We start from the raw sequence: 20,686 nt of genomic DNA, 5'->3' as shown, positions 1-20,686 counted from the left end.
TTTACTTCGACAAACTATTATATCACATACAGTTGGTGTCAGGCACCCGATGAAATTTTGGCAAATTGATAGTTATTTATTCTATTTCATAGAAACATACAATTTTTAAAATATTCTAATTTTCGACTTACTCCTTAATAAAACCGTGTTACTATTGAAGTAAGGGTGGTGCATTTATGGATTGGTTTGGGCGCAGCAATAAAAATTATGACTTTGAAATGTATTCAGTCAGCCATTTTGTTATCATTGCCATTTTATTGATCGTCGTTATTGCTATATTTTTATACCGTGAAAAGATGAAGACGAAGAAATGGCGAGGTATTGAAATCGGGGCAGCTATTTCATTGATTTTAATGGAAACAACTTATCATAGTTGGATGTTAGTCAATGGCAGCTGGAATGTCAGCCACGCGATCCCACTAGAGTTGTGCAGTATCAGTCTTATCTTAACGGTCTTATTATTACTGACAAAGAAAAAAGTTATTTATGAAATATTATTATTTACGGCCTTACTTGGGGCTTCACAAGCTATATTTACACCTTTATTAAACTATGACTTCCCGCACTTTCGATTCTTTCATTTCTTTTATACTCATTTGATGAGCATTTGGGTGCCGCTTTATTTCACCTGGGTCAAAGGGTACCGGCCAACCATTTGGTCTGTAGTAAAATTGTTTATCTTTTTGAATGTCCTGATGCCGATTATTATGTTTATCAATCATCTTGTCGGCGGTAATTATATGTTCTTAAGTCATAAGCCAGAAAGTGCAAGTTTATTGGATGTACTTGGACCATACCCGAGGTATATTCTATCGTTAGAAGGGTTATTAATAATTTTAAGTTTAATCGTTTGGTCTATTTTCCGAAATAAAACTGGTAAAAAAAAGAATGTGGTCAATACCCAGACTAATTTATGATTTGAACTTTTTATTGACCTTTTTCGATTAACTTATTATAATTAGTAACGTTCCTATTTTAAGTCTCAGTAGCTCAGTAGGATAGAGCAACAGTTTCCTAAACTGTAGGTCGAAGGTTCGAATCCTTTCTGGGACATCAAAAAACCTTGATTATTCAAGGTTTTTTTTATATATAAAATGAATAGATTAGTGCGCTTTCCCCCAGTGAATAATACTAACCCTCATATTTGAAGGATCACAGAGCGAGTATGGGAGAACATTCGCGTTTCTTAGAGTACGGTTCGAGTGCTTCTTTAAATTAACCTATTCGCCATGTTCTTTTGCTCTTCGAACAGCTTCTTCGGCTGCAATATCCAGTGGATCAACCTTTATAAATTCTGAGTCAAAATAGCGAAGAAGCAAAGAAAGTTCTGTACAGCCTGCAAGAACGACGGTAACATTTTCTTTTTTGTATTTCCTTAAAATTGTATTTATTTCTGCTATCTTTGGATTATTGTAAAGCAACCCAGTCTTCACATCTTTTATGGCCGTATTAATAACTTTCTGTTCTTCTGTATTTGGCACTATGACGTCTACGCCTTTACTGGAAAATTCTTTTTCATATATCCCTGCTTTTATTGTCGCTTCAGTTGCAAATAAAAGTATTTTACTGGAATGATAAGTTTGAATAACATAGCTCACTGTCCCTCTTATCATGTTATAAACCGGTATATTCACGCTTTCAGCTATTTCCTGGAACCAGTAATGTGCGGTGTTGCAAGGTATGAGTATATAGTCTGCGCCTGCATTTTCCAATACTTTTGCAGATTCCTGAAGCATGTTTAACGGGCTTTCTGCACCATTTAAAATGGCATCTATTCTAGATGGGATTTTGGGATTATTAAAAATGATAATCGGAATATGATCCTGATCCATTTTAGCCGGGGTCTTTTTTATAATCTGCTTAACCAATTCAATAGTTGCTTCTGGCCCCATCCCACCTAGAATCCCTAATGTAAAACCCATGTTTTTTGCCCCCCTATTCCTTCTAAACATCAAATGAATCCTGCTATTTTCTTTGCATACAGCAGATTTGTTAGTTTTACTTCCTCGGTCACTTCGGGTTGACCGGCTAAAGCAAAAATATCGTCGTTAGGGTGGCGGTTATTTACTTCTACAATCCAAAACTGCCTATTTGAATCTATTGCCAAGTCTAGTGCGAGCCTGCCGAAATGTAACCCTGACATGTCCAGTTTTTCACCAACTTTTATTGCAAGGTTCTTTATTTGCTGCTCCCATGAATCCAATTCTTCCTTATTTAATAAGAATGCCTGCCGCAGCATTTCCCTTCCAGGCAACACGCTTCCCCCGCTTGATCGATTGCTGACGACGCTGCCGCTTCGCCCCCGCCTTGCCACGAAACCGGCCACCACCCAGTTTCCATCCTGGTTTTTATTAATGGGAATCCTAAGGTCTGCTACACAATCATTGAGTATTTTTAGATTTAAACAGGCCTGTACAATAAATGAATTCGTCTTGAACATTTTTGAAAACTCGACCTGGGGATTATGAATAAGCAATGTAATAGGCTTATTGTTTTTTACCGTTTCAACTTTTAATAGATTTTTTTCATACGAGGCCTTTACAACATTTTTGCCTTTATATCCCTTTATCGGTTTAACGTAAGCACATCCGTGTTGCTTTAAAAAATCCAGCAATTGCTCCGGATTCTGGTAAAGAACTGTCTTCGGAAGAAACGGCTTGATTTCATTGAAACTACTTAAATGATTATATACCTGCCATTTATGCAGGTTCTTCTCATTGAAAAATCCTACCTTTAGATTCTGTTTAAAAAACTTCCTGTAGCTAGCCGGTAGGGCGATCAATGAAAATATAGCATCAGGAATATAGAAAGTTCCTTTCACCCAGGACTTTGAAAAAGGGTTATACCTATATCCCTCCACCGTTTGATTTTCTTGATTGATACCTTCCAATGAAAAAACAATCAAACAGCCTTTTACGTTCTTATAATGCCGTGCATAGGCGTTAAATGTTCCAATCCTTCTATCAAGTCTTCTCTTTTTTCTAGCAGCAAGAATCCCGATTACCGGACCTATCCTAAGCGCAGAATCTCTGACAATGATTTCATATCTTGCTTTTACAGGCAGCCTTAATGCAGTAATGCAATCGGAAGATAACCGCCATTCGTTTAGGGGCATTTTATTCGTACAGACTATTTTAACCGCGCACATCCCCTTGCCAAAATGGAGGAATCGTTCCATCCCGTCCTCTAGCTTTAATTCCTCAGCGTGCTGGCGATTTATAGTTAATGTTGTTGATTTCGACTTATCACTTTTAATTAACAAGTCCTTTATCACTACCATCCCTTCTTTCATCTCCTGCCTCCAATTAATCTATGCTTCCAAATAAATCATGTATAGGCTTCTAAGATGGTCATTAAAACCATTTATTAAAAATTTTCAAAAGGCGATCGCCCGAGTTTTTGCCCATTTTCTAATTAACAGGCAAAAGAACAAGCCTTCCCCCCCTGTCTTTCATACATTGCAAACAAGATATCACAAAGGATGTGAAGTACGTTGCCTAAAAAGTTGTTATTGGGTAGCAAGTGGCATAAGCACCTTGCTGTTTTAAAATGCAAAGAATTGGCCCCGCACCTGCCTGAAACCCGGCGCTACTCTAAAACTGCACTATGGAACATGCTAGAACACTTTCCCGCTGTTATTATAAAGCCTTCAAGAGGTTCTTTAGGAAAAGGAATTACCAAGATCTCGCGTGATTCAGAAGGTTTTTATGTAGTCTCTGCGGGGAAACACAGGAACCATTTTGAAAATAAATACGAGCTGGAGAGATATTTGAGGAAAAACCAGAGAAACAGGAAGCTTTACCTCATCCAGCAGTATATCGACCTAGCCGACGCAAACGGAGGTTTAATTGACTTTCGATACATGATACAACGGGAAGTGGGGTCTAAGGAGTGGGAAATAACCTATCAATTTGCCAAAATAGCCCAAAAGGGAAACATCACAACAAATGTTGTCGGAGGGGCTAAACGATACATGGTCCGGGATGCATTGGAAAAGTCCTCTGTCCAAACTCTCAATATAGAAAGCATTCTTTCAGAGATGAATCGTGTCACAAATGATTTCACCCATTGTCTGACGGCATCGTACCCGGAGCATACCATTTGGGGCTTTGATCTTGGTGTTGATAAATCAGGACAAGTCTGGGTTATTGAAGCCAATAGCCGGCCGGTACTGCATGGACTGGCAGACTTTTCGCCTCAAATGTTTCAAAGAATTAAGCACTATCTACTATTTAATGAAAAAGCGGGTTTTGCAACAAGCAGGAGGTACACAGAAACGGTACTGCGTAAACAAGGTCTTATTGGTTAGCCTGTAAATTTGCGGATATAGGAGGAGTGACATAATCATCTCTTTCAAAATTCATTTATTAAAGGAAGTGTTTAAAAATGACAAAGAAACCTAGGAGAAATAGTAAATGGCATAAGCATCAGTTTGCAATCAAAAACGAAGAGCTTGCCCCCTATCTTCCCGAAACCAAGCGTTATAATAAATCGGTTCTTTGGAATATGCTCGAGCGGCATCAGGCAGTCATTGTTAAGCCTTCATTAGGGACGAAGGGCAAAGGAATCCTTAAAGTCGAATCATCTGGAGAGGGTCTGTATTCCGTATCATGGGACCATTCCAAACAGGATTTTCATCATAAAACCGAGTTAGAGGGTTTTTTAGCGGAAAATATAAAGAAAAACAAGCTTTATCTGATTCAGCAATATATTCAGTTAGCTGATATAGATGGAAAATTAATGGATATCCGCTATTTAATCCAAAGGATAGCGGGGGAAAAGGATTGGGAAATAACTTTTAAATATGCAAAAGTGGCTAAACCTGGTTCCCTTACAACGAATGTAGCCGGCGGGGCACAACGATCTCTTATTCAGGAAGCTCTCGAACAATCATCAGTATGTGACTTAAATATACAAGCCATTCAGGACGAGATGGACCGGGTTGCTTTGGTTTACTCCGATATTTTATTGAAGCAATTCCAAAAGCAGACCATTTGGGGACTTGATCTTGCTGTTGATAAAAATGGACAGATTTGGATCATTGAAGCCAATCCTTTCCCCGCCATAAAAAAAATCGCCAAATTTAATCCGGAAATGTATAAGAGAGTAGTTTATTATTTACTTAAGAATCGCAAAAAGAAATTCTAATGATACAAATTCATTATGATACTGACCATTTGGATGCCTGGAGTCAGTACCCAAAAAGGCGGGGCAGTCCGTTAAGTCCCTAAAATAAAGCAAGTGGAGAATTAACAGCAAAGATTAATCATCTTCTATCCGGACAAGCATAGGATGAAATATCTATGTTTTTTGAAGGGATGCTCAGAGATGAATTATACGAAATCGAAGTTTGCTGCCTCTATGTATGCGTTGATGTCGATTAGTTTTTGGGGTGTTTCATTTGTGTCGACAAAGGTTGTCCTCGTAAAGCTTGACCCCTATTCGTTACTCGTTCTTCGTTTTGGAATTGGCGCCCTTTTTTTGCTTATTCTATTACTATTGCAGCGTAAACGGCTATCTGTCTCTATTAAATACCTCCCCCATTTAATGATATTGGGTATCCTTGGTGTATTTGTCCACCAGGTGCTCCAGGCAACCGCATTACTGACCTTTGATGCTTCATCTGCTGGATGGCTCATTTCGTTCTCCCCTATTTTTACAGTAATCCTGTCTGTCCTTTTTTTGCATGAAAAGATGAGCTTCATAAAGGTTACTGGTATGGTGCTGGCCATATCTGGTGTTCTTCTGGTCATAACAACAAGAAGTGGACAATCCTTCCAACTTACCTTGAACCTGGGTTTCATACTGATGTTCTTAAGCACGTTAAACTGGGCTGTTTATTCAATACTTTTAAAAAACTTAAAAATCCCCTATCCCCCGCTTGTAGTCACATTTTATATGTGTTTATTAGGATTAATCCTGACTACCCCTTTTATTATCCGAAACAAAGGCTGGGAGACCCTTTCCCTGTTGAACCATTCAGAGTGGGCTCATTTGTTGTTTCTTGGAGTCTTTGTATCGGGCATCGCTTATTGGTATTGGGCTAAGGCCCTTGATGTATTAGAAGCTTCAAAGGTTTCGATGTTCCTTTATTTGGAGCCACTTGCAACATTAATTGCCGCGGTCATATTCTTACAGGAAAAAGTTTTTCTCATAAGTGTTACAGGTGGAGTCATAATTATAATGGGAGTAATTATTGTGAACGGTCAGCTTGTACCTATGTTGTTCAACTTCTTTAAGAAAAAACGACTATAGGAGGAAAGCATTATGACTTTGTTAAATAGGATTGAAAATGTTTTAAATCCTTTAAAAAGCCCATCTAAAGCTGTGTTGAAAGATGCTTTAGTACAACTCAATCTAACACTTGATGATTTGGCTGACTTACCAGAACCATCTGCAGGAAAGCCGTATAACCGCAAGCTTCTTTTTAAAAATAAAGAGGTGGAATTGCTCGTGATGAACTGGTCACAGTTAGAATGTGCTCCACATGATCACGGCCATTCCCACGGCTGGATCCAAGTCCTCTCCGGTACTTCCCTTAACTCTGTTTATGAAGTAAACAGGAATGGTTTGCCTACAGAATTATTTCATAAGTACTATCATCAAGGTAACTATTTTTTTGCACCGAAAAAAGCCATCCATAAAATGAAGGCTTCCAACAATAAAGAAATGGTTACCCTCCATCTTTATTCCCCGCCCATTACCGGAATGATAGTTTATGACTTGGAAAAATGTGCTGCTTGTGTCGTATCGGATGATTGCGGGGCATGGTGGCCAGACGAACAATATCAAAAAGTAAAAGAGATAAAACTTAAGATGAATTAAGTCACAGCAAGACAGAAGGCAGCTACCTCTTGTAAAGGGGTAGCTGCCTTCTATATAGCCAACAAAACTAGAAATTTTGGGAACGACCTAAGTTTTTAAAATTATTTAGAAATGATAAATCGAGATCACCTAATTATCTTAATTTCTTTATTTTTATCTAAGGTAATCACGATGTCGGTCATTCCGACAAATAAGCCATTATCTACAATACCCGGTACAAGATTAAGGTCTCTCTCCAAATCTTCAGGATTCATGATCTCTTTGAAGACACAATCAAAAATATAATTTCCGTTATCTGTTTGATAAGGAATCCCGTTATTTTGTCTTAACCTTGGAGATACCCCGAGCTCTTGAATATATTTACTTGTCATCTCAAAACCAAATGGCACTACTTCTACTGGAAGCGGAAAGGTTCCTAATTTCCCCACCATTTTGTTCGAGTCGGCGACGACTATAAAAATGTTCGCGGCTTTTGCAATGATTTTCTCTCTTAGAAGGGCACCCCCGCCACCTTTAATAAGATTTAAATCAGGGTCTACTTCATCAGCACCATCTATTGCCACATCAATTTTGTCTATTTCATTAAAGGAAATGAGTGGAATCCCAAGTTTGCGGGCCAACTTTTCTGTTTGTTTTGAAGTTGGGATTCCTTTAATAGATAATCCTTGTTGGACTAATTCCCCAAGCTTTGAAATGGTATAAAAAACTGTGGAACCAGTACCTAGTCCAACTACCATTCCTTCCTTCACAAAATCTACAGCTTTCTCACCGACTAATTTTTTTTCATTCAAGTCCTGCCCCCCCTTTCATGAAAGACCTGAAAATTTCACTATGTAAAATACCCATTGTTACATAGAATACGCCTTAAGGTTCACTTTGTTAAAATCATATTGTCAGCTAACGCTGGCCTTGGAGAGGAATCCCACTTCCGCCAAATTCAATTGGAAATTTATTACCAGTATCGTTTGTTTTCTCTTTTCTTATTCATCCACACTTGAAACAAATAGAAAGATGCCCTGCTCATTTATAAAGCAAAGCACCATCAGCTAAAAAGGACTAAATTATAAATTGAGTTCTCTTCCCTTTATCCCACACCTCCCCTTATTCTAAATTGTCTTCATTACTCCGATATTCTAAAATATCTCCAGGCTGACAATCTAAAGCCTTACAAATCCCTTCTAATGTTGAAAAACGAACCGCTTTTGCTTTCCCATTTTTCAGTATAGAAAGGTTCGCCATCGTAATCCCAACCTTCTCCGAAAGCTCTGTTACGCTCATTTTCCTTTTGGCCAACATCACATCAATATTAATAATTATCGCCATATCCGCCACCTCAGACCGTTAAGTCATTTTCCGATTTTATATCAATTGCCTCTTTTAAAAGCTTTTGAAGAACAGCAGCAAAGACGGCAATCACCATAGAAGCAAATGGAAAAATCAATCCAACAAAGATGACTCCTGGGGCGTCGTCTGCATCCGCAAAGAGATAGAAGAGCGGCAAGACAAGCAGATGCAAGAAACTAATTGTAATGGCAGATTGTTTGATTCTCTTTAAAGCATTCACAGAAAGCTGCGAAAAAGCCTCATTTTTATCAATATAGCGTAAAAGTTTGAAGGCCTGGTACAATGCAAAGTAAAAAGGTAGCGCCGATGCATCAAAAATGATGTAAACAAGATATTTTATAAAAGCAAAATCTGGAAGCAATTGTGCTGCAAGGTCCCCTAACTCAGGAACCAAAAAAATGCACAATGCTAGAATCGGTATCCCCATAAGAATAACAGCTAACTTCAGAAAGAGTGTTGATCCTCTTTTCATAAAAAGCACCTCACTTATTTATTGTAATTTGATTTTATAACGTTATTTATTGAATTTCAATAAAAACTTATTGAATTATATGTCTTTTTTATTGAATACAAATCTCCTTAATCAAAAAAGGCCGTTCTCATATTGGAGAATCGACCAACATTCTTTGCTATGTAGTTTTTTCCATCTATTTAAACACTGAAAAAGGAATATCAAAAATTTGCCATAAAAAAATAATAAACATGACAGATAACGCCAATGCCACTAAGGGAGTTTTGAAATGGATTCTAAGCAACACAAATATAACCGTATTAAACAAAATAGACCACCAGATGCTCCATCCATTATAATATTTGATTAAATCTGTTTTTATATCAATTATTTCATTAACGAGATATATTAGGACCCAACAAAGAATATATGTTACTTCTTTTAGTTTGTTGTATTGTGGTAATTTTGCTAAATATATTAGGACTGTGGCAGGATACTTAATTATGATAATAGATAAAGATACTATTTTATTGGTCATCCCTATTTTCTCATCAATATTAGGCGGGTTGTACCTCCACATCGGATATAGGTCTGATAGTAAAAATAAATAAAGTAAATCCCCTAGAATAAAGAAGAGAATGGTTGGATAATATTTTCTCCAATTCCGCCAATCCCCCCATTTCAAGGCTGCCCCAAGCCAAATGAGGGCATATATTCCATTGATCATTATTAATCTCCTTACCAAAACATCTAATTGGAAATTTATTTCCAGTATTGTTTATTTTCTCCTTTCTTATTCATTAACAAATGAATATGATAAGAAGGTCGTCTGCCATCATGTCTGGCACATAGAAATAAACCTTGTCAAATCGGTATTTTGACAAGGTCCTTTTTTAGGCGACAATATTTACAGCAATTCCACTTAGATTGTTAATCAAGTAACTTAGCAATCATACCTGCTATTATTACAACAATGATGGCACCAATCAGTGCAGGAACTAACGAAAATCCCGCTACGATTGGACCCCATGTCCCAAAAAGGAGCGGACCTATCCAAGCTCCAATAAAACCAGCCACTATCGCTCCTGCCCAGCCTCCTGGCATATTCACAGGTGATAATTTATCCGCAACCGTCCCTATAACCATTGCCATGATTACAGAAAGAATAAATGTTACCAAACTCATTCAAACAACCCCTTTTTGTTATCTTATTCTGGCGGGGTTTACTGCGTGTTTGAATGCTAAATAATTTTAACACCTTCTTAAACAACCTTTAATTTCACTGACCTGAAAGTTTTTCCCGATCATCAGTTAATGGCACTTGTTCCGCCCACTTATGTTTAATCATAAGCTTATACCCATCTTTCAAGAACTCAGTAAGCTCCATCAAAAGTCTGAAGAAATTTGAACTTAAATCATACCGCTGACATGTAGCAATCGCGGTTCCATACAGTCCTACTTGAGAAGAACCCATTATCAATTTATGGTAAATCATAAGACGGTCAGAAAAAGGTGGAACTGTTGAATTAGTAATTTCGGCATCTTCTGATTTTGGTGAAGGTAGTTGGTCATGGGACAGTAATGTTTCAAGAATTTCAACATGCTTTCCGGCTATCTTTACTCCACGCCATATCATATCTTTAACCTCTTGTAATTTTGCAACTTGAGCAAATGCCATACACATCGATTTGTCCAACTGTGCCTTTTTCAAATCCCAATAGATATTACTAATCTCAATGCAATTTAAAGTCCTTTCTCCCCCAAAAAATCCTTTCAGGAAGCTCTTTGTCTCCACAAACTCATAACTCTTGGGAGGGTTTATAAATGGTGGTCTTGAGACAATTCCTTTTTCTAGAAGCAAATCAAGGGAACGATTAAAAAGTTCCATGGTTTCATTTTGACATTGAACATAGTAATCACGTATATCACGTCGCATATTAGTAGTAAGTGCAGCAGCATATCCCGCTAAACCATGAACACTCATTATGTAGGTATAGGTCAAACAAAATTCGTCCGAAAATAAACGTGGAGCATCTAAATTTACATCGTCCTTTGTAAATCCATGTGGAATAGGAAATTTTTCTGTTTTAAAATATTCCTTAATCTTTGGAATGTGATAATCCGCCAGGCTCAAGGCTAATTTTAATATTGGTCGAATAGATTCATTCTCTACAATCTTCAACATATAGGTGTAAACACATATAGCCATTGTGTCATTTTGAAACTGTGTCCAAATATTTGCTATTTCTGGCGCTGTAAGCCGAACGTTATGGGATGTTTGGCTATTCACTACTACCAGTCCCTTCAAAAACTCGCTGATTATTGTATTATTTCTTTCTTGACCTTTATCCTTCCATCAATATGTAAAAATATGTAATATTTTTAAGCGATTTTTTTTAAAAGGATCCTTTTTCTGCAAAAAAAACACCAGAGATTCTCTCTGGTGTTTATTCTTCCTATCAAATCTCCTCGACAGTAATACTTGCCCTCTTTCGGGCCTTTAAAAATTTGACGACATTTAAGACAATTGTTTTTGATACTGCATAGGTTGGGACAGCTAATACCATTCCAAGTACACCCGCTAAGTTTCCAGCTGCCAATAAAATAATGATGATGGTAGCTGGATGGGTATCCAGACTCTTTCCAAGGATCATCGGAGACAAAAAATTCCCTTCTATTTGCTGGGCAATTAATATTACCACCACCACAAGCAGGGCTTTTGTTGGTGAATCGAAAAGAGCAATCAGGACGGCAGGTGCACCGCCTATAATCGGGCCGACATAGGGAATAATATTCGTAAAGGCTACAATCAAGGCAAGTACCAAGGCATAAGGCATGTCAATGATCAAATAGCCAATTAAGGTCAGAGTCCCTACCGCCAACGCAACGGTCACCTGACCTTGTATATAGGCGGAAAGTGTTTCACCCGTCTCTTTTAAAATCGACATCCCTTCTTCCCTATATTCAGCCGGGATAAACTTACCGACCGCTTTTGGGAAGTTATGTCCGTCCTTAAACATGTAAAATAATAAAAAAGGAACGGTCACTAATATAATAGCAATATTTGTGATGACGCCAATAATATTCCCAAGGCCACGTGTAATATTGTCTGGCAGGGTGTTAGCGAACTCGACAAGCCTTTGTTGAATGCTATCGATTAAATCACCTTGTTCGTCCATAAACCGGTTCAAATCTGATGATTGGGCCATTTTGTCAAAAAACTCCATCGTCTTATCAGCATACACCGGAATTTCGTTGGCCAGAGCGGTGACTTGTTTGGTTATGGCCGGAACCAAATTCCCAATAGCCAGTACAAGAATCCCTGCAAAAACCACATAAATGATTAAGATGGCCACTATTCTTGGCAATTTTCGGCGTTCGAGAAAATTCACAACCGGATTGAGCAAGAAAAACAAGAATCCTGTAATCAAAATCGGAAAGAAAATAGTGGAGAAAAAAATGCCGATTGGCTGGAACAAAAACGAAATTTTTGTTGCCACAAATAGAATGGTTAAAATAAGTAAAATTTGGATGAGCCAGTACTGAAATTTTGACTTTGGCAAAGTATGTACCTCTTATTCTTTTTTTACTTAAAGTATATCAAACAAAGTGTTTTCCGGACAATTCTTTCAGTTCTTATTTTAAACAGATTTAACAAACCTTGTTGACAATAAGATTTAACATAGTTTATACGTTCAATATGCCGGTTCACAGGCCCATTTATCTTGATCACGATCATGCCTTGCCTCATATGCAGGATGTGTGGAGGGAACACCCTTTGGATAAACCTTTCTCATTTCCGTACAATTTTTAAACGACTCTCCTCCTCTTTTAGAAGGACCTCCAGATTGATTTCCACTCGATGAAGAAGGAACGCGTTCTGAATCTAAATCACCTTTTGTTGTTCCTTGTTCCCCAAAGGCCCATAAACCTCTGTTATTTTCCCTTGCCTCTCTAGCAAACTTTACAAAGAAAGTACTATATTTTACATCGGGTGGATAGGTAGATGGTTCTGCAAAACCATTTAAGACCAGTTCAGCATTGTACATTTTCGAACGAATTTCATTTTCATCCCGGTCATCTGACGGAACGCTTAGCCATATAACTCTCAGCAAACGGCTGTAGCGATCCGTTTCTGAGACATCTTTTTGCATCCATACCTGTTTTCCATTCAATTTGGTCGTTGTATAATTGCTCGCTTCTTTGCCGTATTGTTCATGTCTTGTGGTTGATTCTGGCGTATTAACCCCAACCAAACGCACTTTTCTTCCATCGGAGGTCACAAAGGTATCACCATCAACCACTCTAGCAACGGTGACAAGCTCTAAGCCCATATTCTTTGCTAATTCTTCTTGAGAAGGTTTTGCGGCTTGCTGTTTCTCCTGTTCCATTTTTTCTGCTTCAGCTCTCTCGACTGCTATACGCTTTTCTTCTTCCGCTTGTTCTGCCGCTTTACGCTGTTCTTCCGCCTTTTCTTGTTCTACTTCCTCCCTTTTTGCTGCCTCTTGCTTTTCCTTATTTATAGACGATCCAGCCTTTTTTTGTTTTATCGCCCTCTGCGGCTCAGGAGGTTCTGAAAACACCAGGGCTAATACAAATGATAAAATGAGTCCACCCGCAATAAGCCATCTCGATTTGGCAAAGCGAACCATTCTTTTTTTATATTGGTTATTGAAAAACAACCCTATTAAAAAAATAGCCATCCCGATGAATGCTACAGGAGCGATGATGCCCATGATCAACATAAACAATAGGGCCAGTACAATAAGAATCCCTTTAATAATTTTCACAATCCAAAATCTCCTTTTTTCAATCTATTTCTTATTATACCTATTAGCAATTTACTTTTATTACTAATTATGAAATCATAAAAAATACTGAAGCCAATATTAAAAGGACCTTATATCATTAAGGTCCTCCTCCATCAGTATCTGTTTTTACTTTTACCCTTAAATTCTTATACTTTCTTTCGCTGCTAATTTTGATAATAATGGGCGGCCATTCTCCCAATACACCTTCACAGGAAGATTAAAATATTGGCTGAGCTTTTCACTGTCTATCATTTCTTTGGTATTTCCGGCTGCAAAAACTTGTCCCTTCCTCAGTAATAGAGTCTTACTGAAAACAGGTAAAATTTCTTCCACATGGTGGGTAACATAAATGATTGCTGGTGGATTCGCGTTTTGCCCAATCCTTTCTATTGATTCTAATAACTGTTCACGAGCAATAAAATCCAATCCATTTGTTGGTTCATCCAGAATCAATAAGGCTGGATCGGCCATTAAAGCACGTGCAATTAAAACCCGCTGCTTTTCTCCTTGAGATAATGTATGATAGTCTCGGTTTGCATAATCAATATATCCAAGCTCATCAAGATGTGTGATCGCCTTTTTCCTCATTTCATCTGTTGGCGTTTCATAGAGACCGATGGATGCATATGCACCACTTAAGACAACCTCAAACGCATTATCACCAGGATGAAATTTTTCTTGGAGTGAGGACGAAACGAAGCCAATTTGCTTTCGGAGCTTCTCACCAAGATACGTTTTCCCAAATTCCAATCCCAAAACAGTAATTTTCCCTTTTGTCGGAAAATAGTAGGCATTTAGTAAATTTAATAGAGCTGTTTTTCCTGAGCCATTTAAACCAAAAAGAACCCAGTTTTCACCTTTCTTAATTTGCCAATTAATATCTTCTAAGATCCATTTTCCTTCTCGAATTAAAGAGACCTTTTCTAGTTGAACAACCAATCAAATTACTCCTCTCAAACCAATTTATACTATAATAATATCAAAATTTTCAGATTTAATCACAGAAAAAGAAAAGGAACCCATTTGGATTCCAATTATTTTTAAATATATTTTTATTCCTATAATGTCTTTAAAAATTCCCTCACTTGGTCAGCAGTCTTCGCATAAGCACTATGTAAATGTGCAAGCTTTTCACCATTTTTAAAAACTAGTAATGATGGAATTCCCATTACAGTTTGCTCTTCTGCAATTTCAGGGAACTCATCTTTGTCGATTTTAAACCATTGCTTATCTTGGTTTTCTTCTGTAATTTCATCAATAAACATGTTAAGACGTTTGCAGTCCGGACACCAAGTAGTGGTAAAGATTCCAACTGTTAGTTGCTCATTTGTAATTTGATCCCGATATTCTTGTTCTGTTTTAATCTCTTTCATGTCTAATCCCCCTTGTATATCATGCTTTCTTATTATACAAGATTAACTCTCTTCCCAAAAATTTTTTGATTGGGATTAATTTTTTTCCAAAGAAATTCGTTATCCTACTCACCGTAACTTTGAATTAAATTAGCCATATGGGCGTATGCCCCACCAGCTAGTAATGCCGAAGCAACCAAAATTGCTTCCGATAATTCTTCATTTGCAGCACCCGCTTTGGCTGCATTCTTCGTGTGGACATCAATACAATAGGGACATTGAGTGGCATGGGCAACTGCTACAGCAATAATTTCTTTAAACTTTCCACTTAATTTGCCCTCTTTCATGGCTGCTGCACTGAACTCAGAATACCCTTTAAAGCCGTCAGGTGCGTTGATTCTTAATTTCCGAAGCTTTTTGAGGTTTGATCTTGCATAGAGTATATCCGCAGCTTCTGGGTCTAATGCATTTTGTACATGTGTACTATGGGTCACTGCTCCTCCTGCTTCTACTGCTGCTACAACAAATACAGCCTCTACTAATTCTTCAAGAGAGGCTCCTTCGGCTTTGGCGCTCCGTGTATGGGAATCGATACAATAGGGACATTCTGTTACATGTGCTATTGCTACAGCAATGATTTCCTTTTCTTTTCTTGTAAGTGTACCTTCTTTAAGGACCGCACTGTTAAATTCCGAAAATGCTTTTAATTGATCAGGAACTAGATTTTTAAGTTGATTTAAATTCTTCAAATTCTCTTTATGGTATAAACAGTTTTCCATATAAAAGACTCCTTTCATTTAGTATACTAACTAACGAATGTAATCAAATTATGCTTTTGAAACAAATGCCATTCTTCCATTCACTATTTGCTGTGGGCTTTTCAACTGAAAGCTATTCACTGCTTCCGAAAAATCAATGATTAATTCCTCATCAAAATAAATGAGTTGTGATTTCTCCATTAAAACGGGACCATTGTTTGTTTCAACTAAAATATCATCCGTTTCATCTATTGAAGGGACAAATGTCAAGGTTGGTACACCTGCACCACAAGTTCCGCCGACCATTTCGTTCTGGATTTTCAAAAATCCTTTTTGTTCTCCAATTTTTTCAGTTAGAACTTTTACGGCCTTCTCAGTAATCGTAATATTCATTTTCTATACCTCCCTATCATTGTTATTCCCTTTATATTTATTTCTTATCATCTTTCTATTTATTACTCTACTTTTAATTCTTCTTCCATCTGCGATACATTCTGTATCCCTTTCGAACTCCGTCAACAATAAAAAACGGGATGGGTGGATGAAATTTATACAGAAAGCGTTGATAAATTTTATAATAAGCTTTTTTCAAATCATCCCATTTATGACAATAGCCCTGTTTATAAAAGTCAGAAACGTCAACAATGTACCCTCTTCCTTCAAACATAACAACGTTTTTGCCATGAACATCAAAAGGGTTTAAACCAATGTACCGAGCATACTCTAAGCCAGCATCAATATCCTCAATCACCCGATTAGGGATTTGCATCCCTTTTATAACTGCGTCAAATAAGGTGATTCCCTCCAGTTTTTTTAAAACTAAATAGGTTTCACCATAGGCAATCAGTTTTGAAAAGGATTTGTGAGTTCCTAATGTTTGATAAACCGCAATTTCCTTTTTTAGTTCTTCCGGACTGCGTCCATATACTTTCACTACCCAATCCGGGCAGGCGGAATGGGAGAACACTCCCGCGTAATTGCCACAGCCAATTGTTGTCCATGTATGGGAGCGATTATGGACAACAATTGGCTCAAAGAGGCTTTGAACAGTTAAATCTATATTAGGTAACAACTCAGTTTCTATTAAATTTACATACTCAGATATTTTCATTTATACACCTTCTTAAAAATGGACCCTCATCAATCTATTGATAGGATCCTTCAATCGTACATCCCTTTTGGAAATTATACACTATAAAGCAATTAATGAGATGAAGTTGTAAAATAACATAGAAATTTCTATACTCCCAATATACAATAAAAGAAATAATCTAATCCGTAATTGCATGCGAAAAAGTTCACACGGTATATAGAGAGGAGCTCACATGACGTTTCCTAACTTAGAAACTAAACGATTAAAGTTAATCGAACTTACTCATCAGCATGTTAATCCGCTGTTTGAGATATTATCATTAGATGAAGTGACGCGGTTTTATGGAACCAATTCCTTTACTTTACAGGCAGAAGCCTCTAGATTAATAGACGTATTTCACAAGAATTTTCTTGAGAAAAGGGGAATTCGCTGGGGAATCAAGTTAAAAGAGAATCAAAGAATTATTGGAACAGTGGGTTTGAATGGATTACATCTGTCCAATAGCCGTGCTGAGATCGGCTATGAGCTCCATCCATTATATTGGAAAATGGGATTAGCTACGGAAGCGGTCAAAGAGGTCTTATCCTTTAGCTTTGCTAAATTGGATTTAAATCGAGTCGGGGCTGTAGTATATCCTGAAAACACAGCATCTTTAGAGCTATTGTCTAAACTAGGATTTTCCAAAGAAGGTTTGCTGCGCGGCTATATTAGACAAAATAATCATTTTCATGATACCTATGTTTTATCGCTATTACAGTCAGAGTGGACAAAAAGCCAGGAAGATTAATTCCTGGCCCTTTTTACTCTTCAAAGTAATTTTTCAATGCCTTTGGGTTTGTGGCATTTTTTTCTTGATAATAAGGATTATTTTCTTCAGAATCTTTTGGGTCAAGATTTGTTTTGATCACAAGCATGGGTGTTGACGGACTTTCAGCAATGATTCGGTCGTTTAATTGATCAAAATCAGGCATATTCCTATTTCCAGGTTGTCTTGGCTCCATTTTGGAACACCTCCTAGAAATAGCTTGCTGAGTTTTCAGGGCATTCATTCATAATAAATACCATTCCCTTTGGAACTTTAATGTTATCAAGTCTCACCCCTGACTGATTCTAGAATTTGATCCTATATCATACAATAAAAGGAAAAGAAAAAAACTAGGAAGTATTACCTTCCTAGTGTTCTTATTCCTCTTCTCCACCGACTAAGAAATCCGGATTTAGTTCCTCAAACTCCTCGTCATCTACATCCAATCCCCAATCGTCATCATGGTCCTTGCAGGCTTCAGAGCTGACCTTAACACATACCTTTGTCTCGCCAATCACTTCTACTAGGAACTCCCTTTCAACATGGACGATAATGCGGTTACCATTAGGGGAAATGACAGCTTCGCAGCAGTTAGGCTGTTGCAGTACTCGAGCACAAATTTCATTGTCATCTAGGCAGTCATGGTCTCGATACTTTAACTTGATGACATCTGTATATTGTACACGTTCAGTTACTACTTCTGTTTTGGTATTATCATTAAATGAGTACCAAACATTGATATCATAGGAGCCATGTATTTCTACAGTCTTGCCAACCTTTTTCGCGTTGTATTTATGGTTGATGATCCAACAGCCAAGAATACTTGTTGGACTATGCGCCGGGCTAATTGTATGATTGGACTGGGTGAATTTACGCCCTTTCGCTACTACGGCCTTTGTAATTATCTCTCTATATTCTCCCATTTCGCGCGAACCCTCCTCATTCATTTTCATTTCATCGTATGCAATTCTTTAGACTAGTGTGATATATATTTTTACGAATACTGGTTAAAAGTTTAGTCATAGTTCATTTTATGCGGGATTTATAGGTGTGTGCCTTTAAAGCCTGTACTTAAAAAAGAAGATTGCCCTAGGAGGATTTTGTTCGAAAGGACCGTTTAAGCGGAATTGGGACAAGTAAAAACCAGACTCCTATGGGAAGTCTGGTTTACATTTTAATGTTCGTGATCGTGGTCGTCGTGGTTGTCACAAGCCCCGCCGCCATTTTTTATGCTTGAACCTGTTTCACCTAATAAGACGTCTCCGCCTGTTGAAATAATAATTTCATCGGTAACCGTATTAGAAATCGTGGAAGCAATCAACTGAAGTAATTCATTTACTTCTAATTGAGATTGTTTGAAATCTCTAACTACAGGTATCCCATCCAATTCTTGTTCTATGGAAGTAATTTTGTCTTCCACCTTTTTTAATGCTTCCGGTTTTCCGTAATGCTGTAGGTTTACTGCCTGTTTTTGTAGACCCTTAATGTCGGCAATCATGGTATGCACTTTATTATTTTCATTCAATTGCGCTTCGGCCCGCTTGAAAAAATCAACCTCTTCTGTTTCTGCAATCATACGAGCTAATTCTGTTGCACGAGCGACGATATCGTCTTTTGTATACTTCGCCACTTTATTTCACCTCAACTGGTTCTAATTCTTCCACCATTTCTCCGTTTAATGACCATGTTCTTGCTTCAGTAATTTTAACTTTAATGATTTTGCCGATTACTGATTTTGGTGCGACAAAGTTAACAAGTTTATTCTTACTTGTATAGCCAGCTAAAACATCTGGATTGTTCTTGCTTTCCCCTTCAACCAATACATCAACAACCTGTCCTTCGTATTTCTTCATTGCTTCTAATGAAAGCTCATTTACAAGTGCATTTAAACGCTGTAAGCGGGCTTTCTTCACTTCCATTGGTACATTATCCTCCATTTTTGCTGCAGGTGTACCCTCACGTGGAGAATAAATAAAGGTATAGGCTAACTCATAACCCACTTCACGATATAATGACATCGTTTCTTCAAACTGTTCGTCGGTTTCGTTTGGATAGCCGACAATAATATCTGTTGTTAATGCCACATTTGGGATCGCAGCTTTAATTTTTCTTACAAGCTCTAAATATTGTTCTCTTGTATACTTCCGAGCCATTATTTTCAGAACGTCCGTTGAGCCTGATTGAACGGGTAAATGAATATGATCCATTAAATTGCCGCCTTTGGCTAGCACTTCAATGAGATGGTCATCAAAGTCACGTGGGTGACTTGTGGTAAAACGAATCCGTGGAATATCAATCTTACGTAATTCCTCCATAAGATCGCCTAGTCCATAATGTAACCCTTCTAAATCCTTACCATATGCATTCACATTTTGTCCAAGTAAGGTTACTTCTTGGTAGCCCTGGGCTGCTAAATGGCGGACTTCTTGAATAATTTCTTCAGGACGACGGCTTCGCTCTTTACCCCGAGTAAATGGTACAATACAGTACGTACAGAATTTATCACAACCGTACATGATGTTAACCCAGGCTTTTATTTTTCCTCGACGAACTTTAGGAAGGTTTTCAATTACATCGCCTTCCTTTGACCATACTTCCACAACCATTTCTTTAGACATGTATGCTTCATGGAGAATATTTGGTAAACGGTGGATATTATGGGTACCGAAAATCATATCGACTTGGTTATAGGTTTTGAGAATCTTATTAACGACGGATTCTTCCTGTGACATGCATCCACAAACACCGATAAGTAAGTCTGGCTTTTCAAGCTTCAAATGTTTTAAATGGCCCAGTTCACCGAAAACCTTGTTTTCAGCATTTTCACGAATCGCACAGGTATTCAAAAGAATGACATTTGCATCCTCTGTATTGTCGGTTGGCTCATAACCTAATGCTAAAAAGATACCTGCCATGACCTCCGTATCGTGTTCGTTCATTTGGCAGCCATACGTACGGATATAGAACTTTCTGCCCTCACCCATGCCGCGAAATTCTTGGGGAATAGCAAAGTCATTATGATATTTCACTTCTTCTTTACCACGTTTTTTCGCTTCTTTTAGAGAAGGTGCCGTGATAACTTGTTCGAAGTATTTGCTGTAATCCTTGGCGGATTTTTTGTCCGAAGAATTAGCCGCTTTCACTTGCTGACCTTCTAATCTTTGATTTTCATTCATTTGTTGAACCCCTTTCCTGTAAAATTACATCAGGTGTCTACTAAATTTCTTTTTGTCATTTTTTTCCTGAT

Annotated in this window: 25 protein-coding genes and 1 tRNA gene; 7 read left to right on the top strand and 19 right to left on the bottom strand. The window is 37.7% G+C overall.

Going from position 1 to position 20,686, the window contains the following annotated elements; all coding sequences use genetic code 11:
* Window positions 1-176 precede the first annotated feature (176 nt).
* On the top strand, window positions 177-917 hold the full coding sequence (locus AC4E8C_RS08590) for a YwaF family protein (protein ID WP_490211692.1): 741 nt from the start codon (window positions 177-179) through the stop codon (window positions 915-917).
* 62 nt (window positions 918-979) lie between these two features.
* A tRNA-Arg gene (locus AC4E8C_RS08585) sits at window positions 980-1,053 on the top strand.
* Window positions 1,054-1,220: 167 nt separating this feature from the next.
* Here AC4E8C_RS08585 and cuyB read toward each other — a convergent pair.
* Complete coding sequence (gene cuyB / locus AC4E8C_RS08580; RefSeq protein ID WP_490211691.1) at window positions 1,221-1,922, bottom strand: cysteate racemase; 702 nt, start codon at window positions 1,920-1,922, stop codon at window positions 1,221-1,223.
* A gap of 29 nt (window positions 1,923-1,951) precedes the next feature.
* Complete coding sequence (locus AC4E8C_RS08575) at window positions 1,952-3,292, bottom strand: YheC/YheD family endospore coat-associated protein (RefSeq protein ID WP_490211690.1); 1,341 nt, start codon at window positions 3,290-3,292, stop codon at window positions 1,952-1,954.
* A 201-nt stretch (window positions 3,293-3,493) separates the two neighbouring features.
* Here AC4E8C_RS08575 and AC4E8C_RS08570 point away from each other — a divergent pair, with 201 nt between their 5' ends.
* The 4 genes from AC4E8C_RS08570 to AC4E8C_RS08555 all read left to right on the top strand — a co-directional run bounded on the left by AC4E8C_RS08570 (window position 3,494) and on the right by AC4E8C_RS08555 (window position 6,825).
* Entirely contained in the window at window positions 3,494-4,309 is an 816-nt protein-coding gene (locus AC4E8C_RS08570; protein WP_490211689.1) for a YheC/YheD family protein, read from the top strand.
* 77 nt (window positions 4,310-4,386) lie between these two features.
* Window positions 4,387-5,148, top strand: coding sequence for a YheC/YheD family protein (locus AC4E8C_RS08565; RefSeq protein WP_490211688.1), 762 nt, complete (start codon window positions 4,387-4,389; stop codon window positions 5,146-5,148).
* 180 nt (window positions 5,149-5,328) lie between these two features.
* The gene (locus AC4E8C_RS08560; protein WP_490211687.1) at window positions 5,329-6,255 is read left to right on the top strand and encodes a DMT family transporter; all 927 of its coding nucleotides are present in this window, start codon (window positions 5,329-5,331) and stop codon (window positions 6,253-6,255) included.
* A gap of 12 nt (window positions 6,256-6,267) precedes the next feature.
* On the top strand, window positions 6,268-6,825 hold the full coding sequence (locus AC4E8C_RS08555) for a cysteine dioxygenase (RefSeq protein WP_490211686.1): 558 nt from the start codon (window positions 6,268-6,270) through the stop codon (window positions 6,823-6,825).
* Between the two features lie 125 nt (window positions 6,826-6,950).
* Here the strand turns inward: AC4E8C_RS08555 and rpiA are convergent, their stop codons facing one another.
* The 13 genes from rpiA to AC4E8C_RS08490 all read right to left on the bottom strand — a co-directional run bounded on the left by rpiA (window position 6,951) and on the right by AC4E8C_RS08490 (window position 16,652).
* Window positions 6,951-7,616: a ribose-5-phosphate isomerase RpiA gene (gene rpiA, locus AC4E8C_RS08550; RefSeq protein ID WP_490211685.1), complete on the bottom strand. Its 666-nt coding sequence runs from the start codon at window positions 7,614-7,616 to the stop codon at window positions 6,951-6,953.
* Window positions 7,617-7,926: 310 nt separating this feature from the next.
* Complete coding sequence (locus AC4E8C_RS08545; protein WP_490211684.1) at window positions 7,927-8,148, bottom strand: helix-turn-helix domain-containing protein; 222 nt, start codon at window positions 8,146-8,148, stop codon at window positions 7,927-7,929.
* Window positions 8,149-8,158: 10 nt separating this feature from the next.
* Window positions 8,159-8,641 carry a DUF2975 domain-containing protein gene (locus AC4E8C_RS08540; protein ID WP_490211683.1) on the bottom strand — a complete coding sequence of 161 codons (483 nt, stop codon included), beginning with the start codon at window positions 8,639-8,641 and terminating at the stop codon, window positions 8,159-8,161.
* Between the two features lie 175 nt (window positions 8,642-8,816).
* Window positions 8,817-9,347: a CBO0543 family protein gene (locus AC4E8C_RS08535; protein WP_490211682.1), complete on the bottom strand. Its 531-nt coding sequence runs from the start codon at window positions 9,345-9,347 to the stop codon at window positions 8,817-8,819.
* 203 nt (window positions 9,348-9,550) lie between these two features.
* Window positions 9,551-9,805: a GlsB/YeaQ/YmgE family stress response membrane protein gene (locus tag AC4E8C_RS08530; RefSeq protein ID WP_490211681.1), complete on the bottom strand. Its 255-nt coding sequence runs from the start codon at window positions 9,803-9,805 to the stop codon at window positions 9,551-9,553.
* Between the two features lie 94 nt (window positions 9,806-9,899).
* Window positions 9,900-10,910, bottom strand: coding sequence for a DUF3231 family protein (locus AC4E8C_RS08525; protein WP_490211680.1), 1,011 nt, complete (start codon window positions 10,908-10,910; stop codon window positions 9,900-9,902).
* 169 nt (window positions 10,911-11,079) lie between these two features.
* A complete protein-coding gene (locus AC4E8C_RS08520) occupies window positions 11,080-12,183 on the bottom strand; it encodes an AI-2E family transporter (protein ID WP_490211679.1) in 1,104 nt (367 codons plus the stop codon).
* Between the two features lie 132 nt (window positions 12,184-12,315).
* Complete coding sequence (locus AC4E8C_RS08515) at window positions 12,316-13,410, bottom strand: thermonuclease family protein (RefSeq protein ID WP_490211678.1); 1,095 nt, start codon at window positions 13,408-13,410, stop codon at window positions 12,316-12,318.
* A gap of 159 nt (window positions 13,411-13,569) precedes the next feature.
* Window positions 13,570-14,370 (bottom strand): ABC transporter ATP-binding protein, encoded by an 801-nt coding sequence (locus tag AC4E8C_RS08510; protein ID WP_490211677.1) that lies wholly within the window; start codon window positions 14,368-14,370, stop codon window positions 13,570-13,572.
* 119 nt (window positions 14,371-14,489) lie between these two features.
* The gene (locus AC4E8C_RS08505; protein WP_490211676.1) at window positions 14,490-14,804 is read right to left on the bottom strand and encodes a thioredoxin family protein; all 315 of its coding nucleotides are present in this window, start codon (window positions 14,802-14,804) and stop codon (window positions 14,490-14,492) included.
* Between the two features lie 104 nt (window positions 14,805-14,908).
* Window positions 14,909-15,562: a carboxymuconolactone decarboxylase family protein gene (locus tag AC4E8C_RS08500; RefSeq protein WP_490211675.1), complete on the bottom strand. Its 654-nt coding sequence runs from the start codon at window positions 15,560-15,562 to the stop codon at window positions 14,909-14,911.
* A gap of 48 nt (window positions 15,563-15,610) precedes the next feature.
* On the bottom strand, window positions 15,611-15,934 hold the full coding sequence (locus AC4E8C_RS08495; protein ID WP_490211674.1) for an iron-sulfur cluster biosynthesis family protein: 324 nt from the start codon (window positions 15,932-15,934) through the stop codon (window positions 15,611-15,613).
* A 73-nt stretch (window positions 15,935-16,007) separates the two neighbouring features.
* Window positions 16,008-16,652 (bottom strand): protein kinase family protein, encoded by a 645-nt coding sequence (locus AC4E8C_RS08490; RefSeq protein ID WP_490211673.1) that lies wholly within the window; start codon window positions 16,650-16,652, stop codon window positions 16,008-16,010.
* 214 nt (window positions 16,653-16,866) lie between these two features.
* Here AC4E8C_RS08490 and AC4E8C_RS08485 point away from each other — a divergent pair, with 214 nt between their 5' ends.
* Window positions 16,867-17,421: a GNAT family N-acetyltransferase gene (locus AC4E8C_RS08485; protein ID WP_490211672.1), complete on the top strand. Its 555-nt coding sequence runs from the start codon at window positions 16,867-16,869 to the stop codon at window positions 17,419-17,421.
* Between the two features lie 13 nt (window positions 17,422-17,434).
* Here AC4E8C_RS08485 and AC4E8C_RS08480 read toward each other — a convergent pair whose 3' ends face one another.
* From AC4E8C_RS08480 to miaB, 4 genes are all read right to left on the bottom strand, one after another.
* Window positions 17,435-17,635 carry a hypothetical protein gene (locus tag AC4E8C_RS08480; protein WP_490211671.1) on the bottom strand — a complete coding sequence of 67 codons (201 nt, stop codon included), beginning with the start codon at window positions 17,633-17,635 and terminating at the stop codon, window positions 17,435-17,437.
* Between the two features lie 181 nt (window positions 17,636-17,816).
* Window positions 17,817-18,362, bottom strand: coding sequence for an outer spore coat protein CotE (locus AC4E8C_RS08475; protein ID WP_490211670.1), 546 nt, complete (start codon window positions 18,360-18,362; stop codon window positions 17,817-17,819).
* Window positions 18,363-18,613: 251 nt separating this feature from the next.
* Window positions 18,614-19,069, bottom strand: a complete 456-nt coding sequence (locus AC4E8C_RS08470; protein WP_490211669.1) for a YlbF/YmcA family competence regulator — start codon at window positions 19,067-19,069, stop codon at window positions 18,614-18,616.
* A 1-nt stretch (window position 19,070) separates the two neighbouring features.
* Window positions 19,071-20,615: a tRNA (N6-isopentenyl adenosine(37)-C2)-methylthiotransferase MiaB gene (miaB, locus tag AC4E8C_RS08465; RefSeq protein WP_490211668.1), complete on the bottom strand. Its 1,545-nt coding sequence runs from the start codon at window positions 20,613-20,615 to the stop codon at window positions 19,071-19,073.
* Window positions 20,616-20,686 lie beyond the last annotated feature (71 nt).

The sequence above is a fragment of the Neobacillus sp. SRL179 genome (genome assembly GCF_984799095.1).
This window is presented reverse-complemented; position numbering and strand designations above follow the sequence as displayed.

Excerpts from the sequence above, each read along its gene's own strand:
- AC4E8C_RS08540 (WP_490211683.1), bottom strand. The coding sequence starts at position 8,641 with ATGAAAAGAGGATCAACACTCTTTCTGAAGTTAGCTGTTATTCTTATG.
- AC4E8C_RS08480 (WP_490211671.1), bottom strand. The coding sequence starts at position 17,635 with ATGGAGCCAAGACAACCTGGAAATAGGAATATGCCTGATTTTGATCAA.
- AC4E8C_RS08495 (WP_490211674.1), bottom strand. The coding sequence starts at position 15,934 with ATGAATATTACGATTACTGAGAAGGCCGTAAAAGTTCTAACTGAAAAA.
- AC4E8C_RS08555 (WP_490211686.1), top strand. The coding sequence starts at position 6,268 with ATGACTTTGTTAAATAGGATTGAAAATGTTTTAAATCCTTTAAAAAGC.
- cuyB (WP_490211691.1), bottom strand. The coding sequence starts at position 1,922 with ATGGGTTTTACATTAGGGATTCTAGGTGGGATGGGGCCAGAAGCAACT.
- AC4E8C_RS08475 (WP_490211670.1), bottom strand. The coding sequence starts at position 18,362 with ATGGGAGAATATAGAGAGATAATTACAAAGGCCGTAGTAGCGAAAGGG.
- AC4E8C_RS08530 (WP_490211681.1), bottom strand. The coding sequence starts at position 9,805 with ATGAGTTTGGTAACATTTATTCTTTCTGTAATCATGGCAATGGTTATA.
- AC4E8C_RS08560 (WP_490211687.1), top strand. The coding sequence starts at position 5,329 with ATGAATTATACGAAATCGAAGTTTGCTGCCTCTATGTATGCGTTGATG.
- AC4E8C_RS08575 (WP_490211690.1), bottom strand. The coding sequence starts at position 3,292 with ATGAAAGAAGGGATGGTAGTGATAAAGGACTTGTTAATTAAAAGTGAT.
- AC4E8C_RS08545 (WP_490211684.1), bottom strand. The coding sequence starts at position 8,148 with ATGGCGATAATTATTAATATTGATGTGATGTTGGCCAAAAGGAAAATG.
- AC4E8C_RS08505 (WP_490211676.1), bottom strand. The coding sequence starts at position 14,804 with ATGAAAGAGATTAAAACAGAACAAGAATATCGGGATCAAATTACAAAT.
- AC4E8C_RS08500 (WP_490211675.1), bottom strand. The coding sequence starts at position 15,562 with ATGGAAAACTGTTTATACCATAAAGAGAATTTGAAGAATTTAAATCAA.
- AC4E8C_RS08490 (WP_490211673.1), bottom strand. The coding sequence starts at position 16,652 with ATGAAAATATCTGAGTATGTAAATTTAATAGAAACTGAGTTGTTACCT.
- AC4E8C_RS08590 (WP_490211692.1), top strand. The coding sequence starts at position 177 with ATGGATTGGTTTGGGCGCAGCAATAAAAATTATGACTTTGAAATGTAT.
- miaB (WP_490211668.1), bottom strand. The coding sequence starts at position 20,615 with ATGAATGAAAATCAAAGATTAGAAGGTCAGCAAGTGAAAGCGGCTAAT.
- AC4E8C_RS08485 (WP_490211672.1), top strand. The coding sequence starts at position 16,867 with ATGACGTTTCCTAACTTAGAAACTAAACGATTAAAGTTAATCGAACTT.
- AC4E8C_RS08565 (WP_490211688.1), top strand. The coding sequence starts at position 4,387 with ATGACAAAGAAACCTAGGAGAAATAGTAAATGGCATAAGCATCAGTTT.
- AC4E8C_RS08535 (WP_490211682.1), bottom strand. The coding sequence starts at position 9,347 with ATGATCAATGGAATATATGCCCTCATTTGGCTTGGGGCAGCCTTGAAA.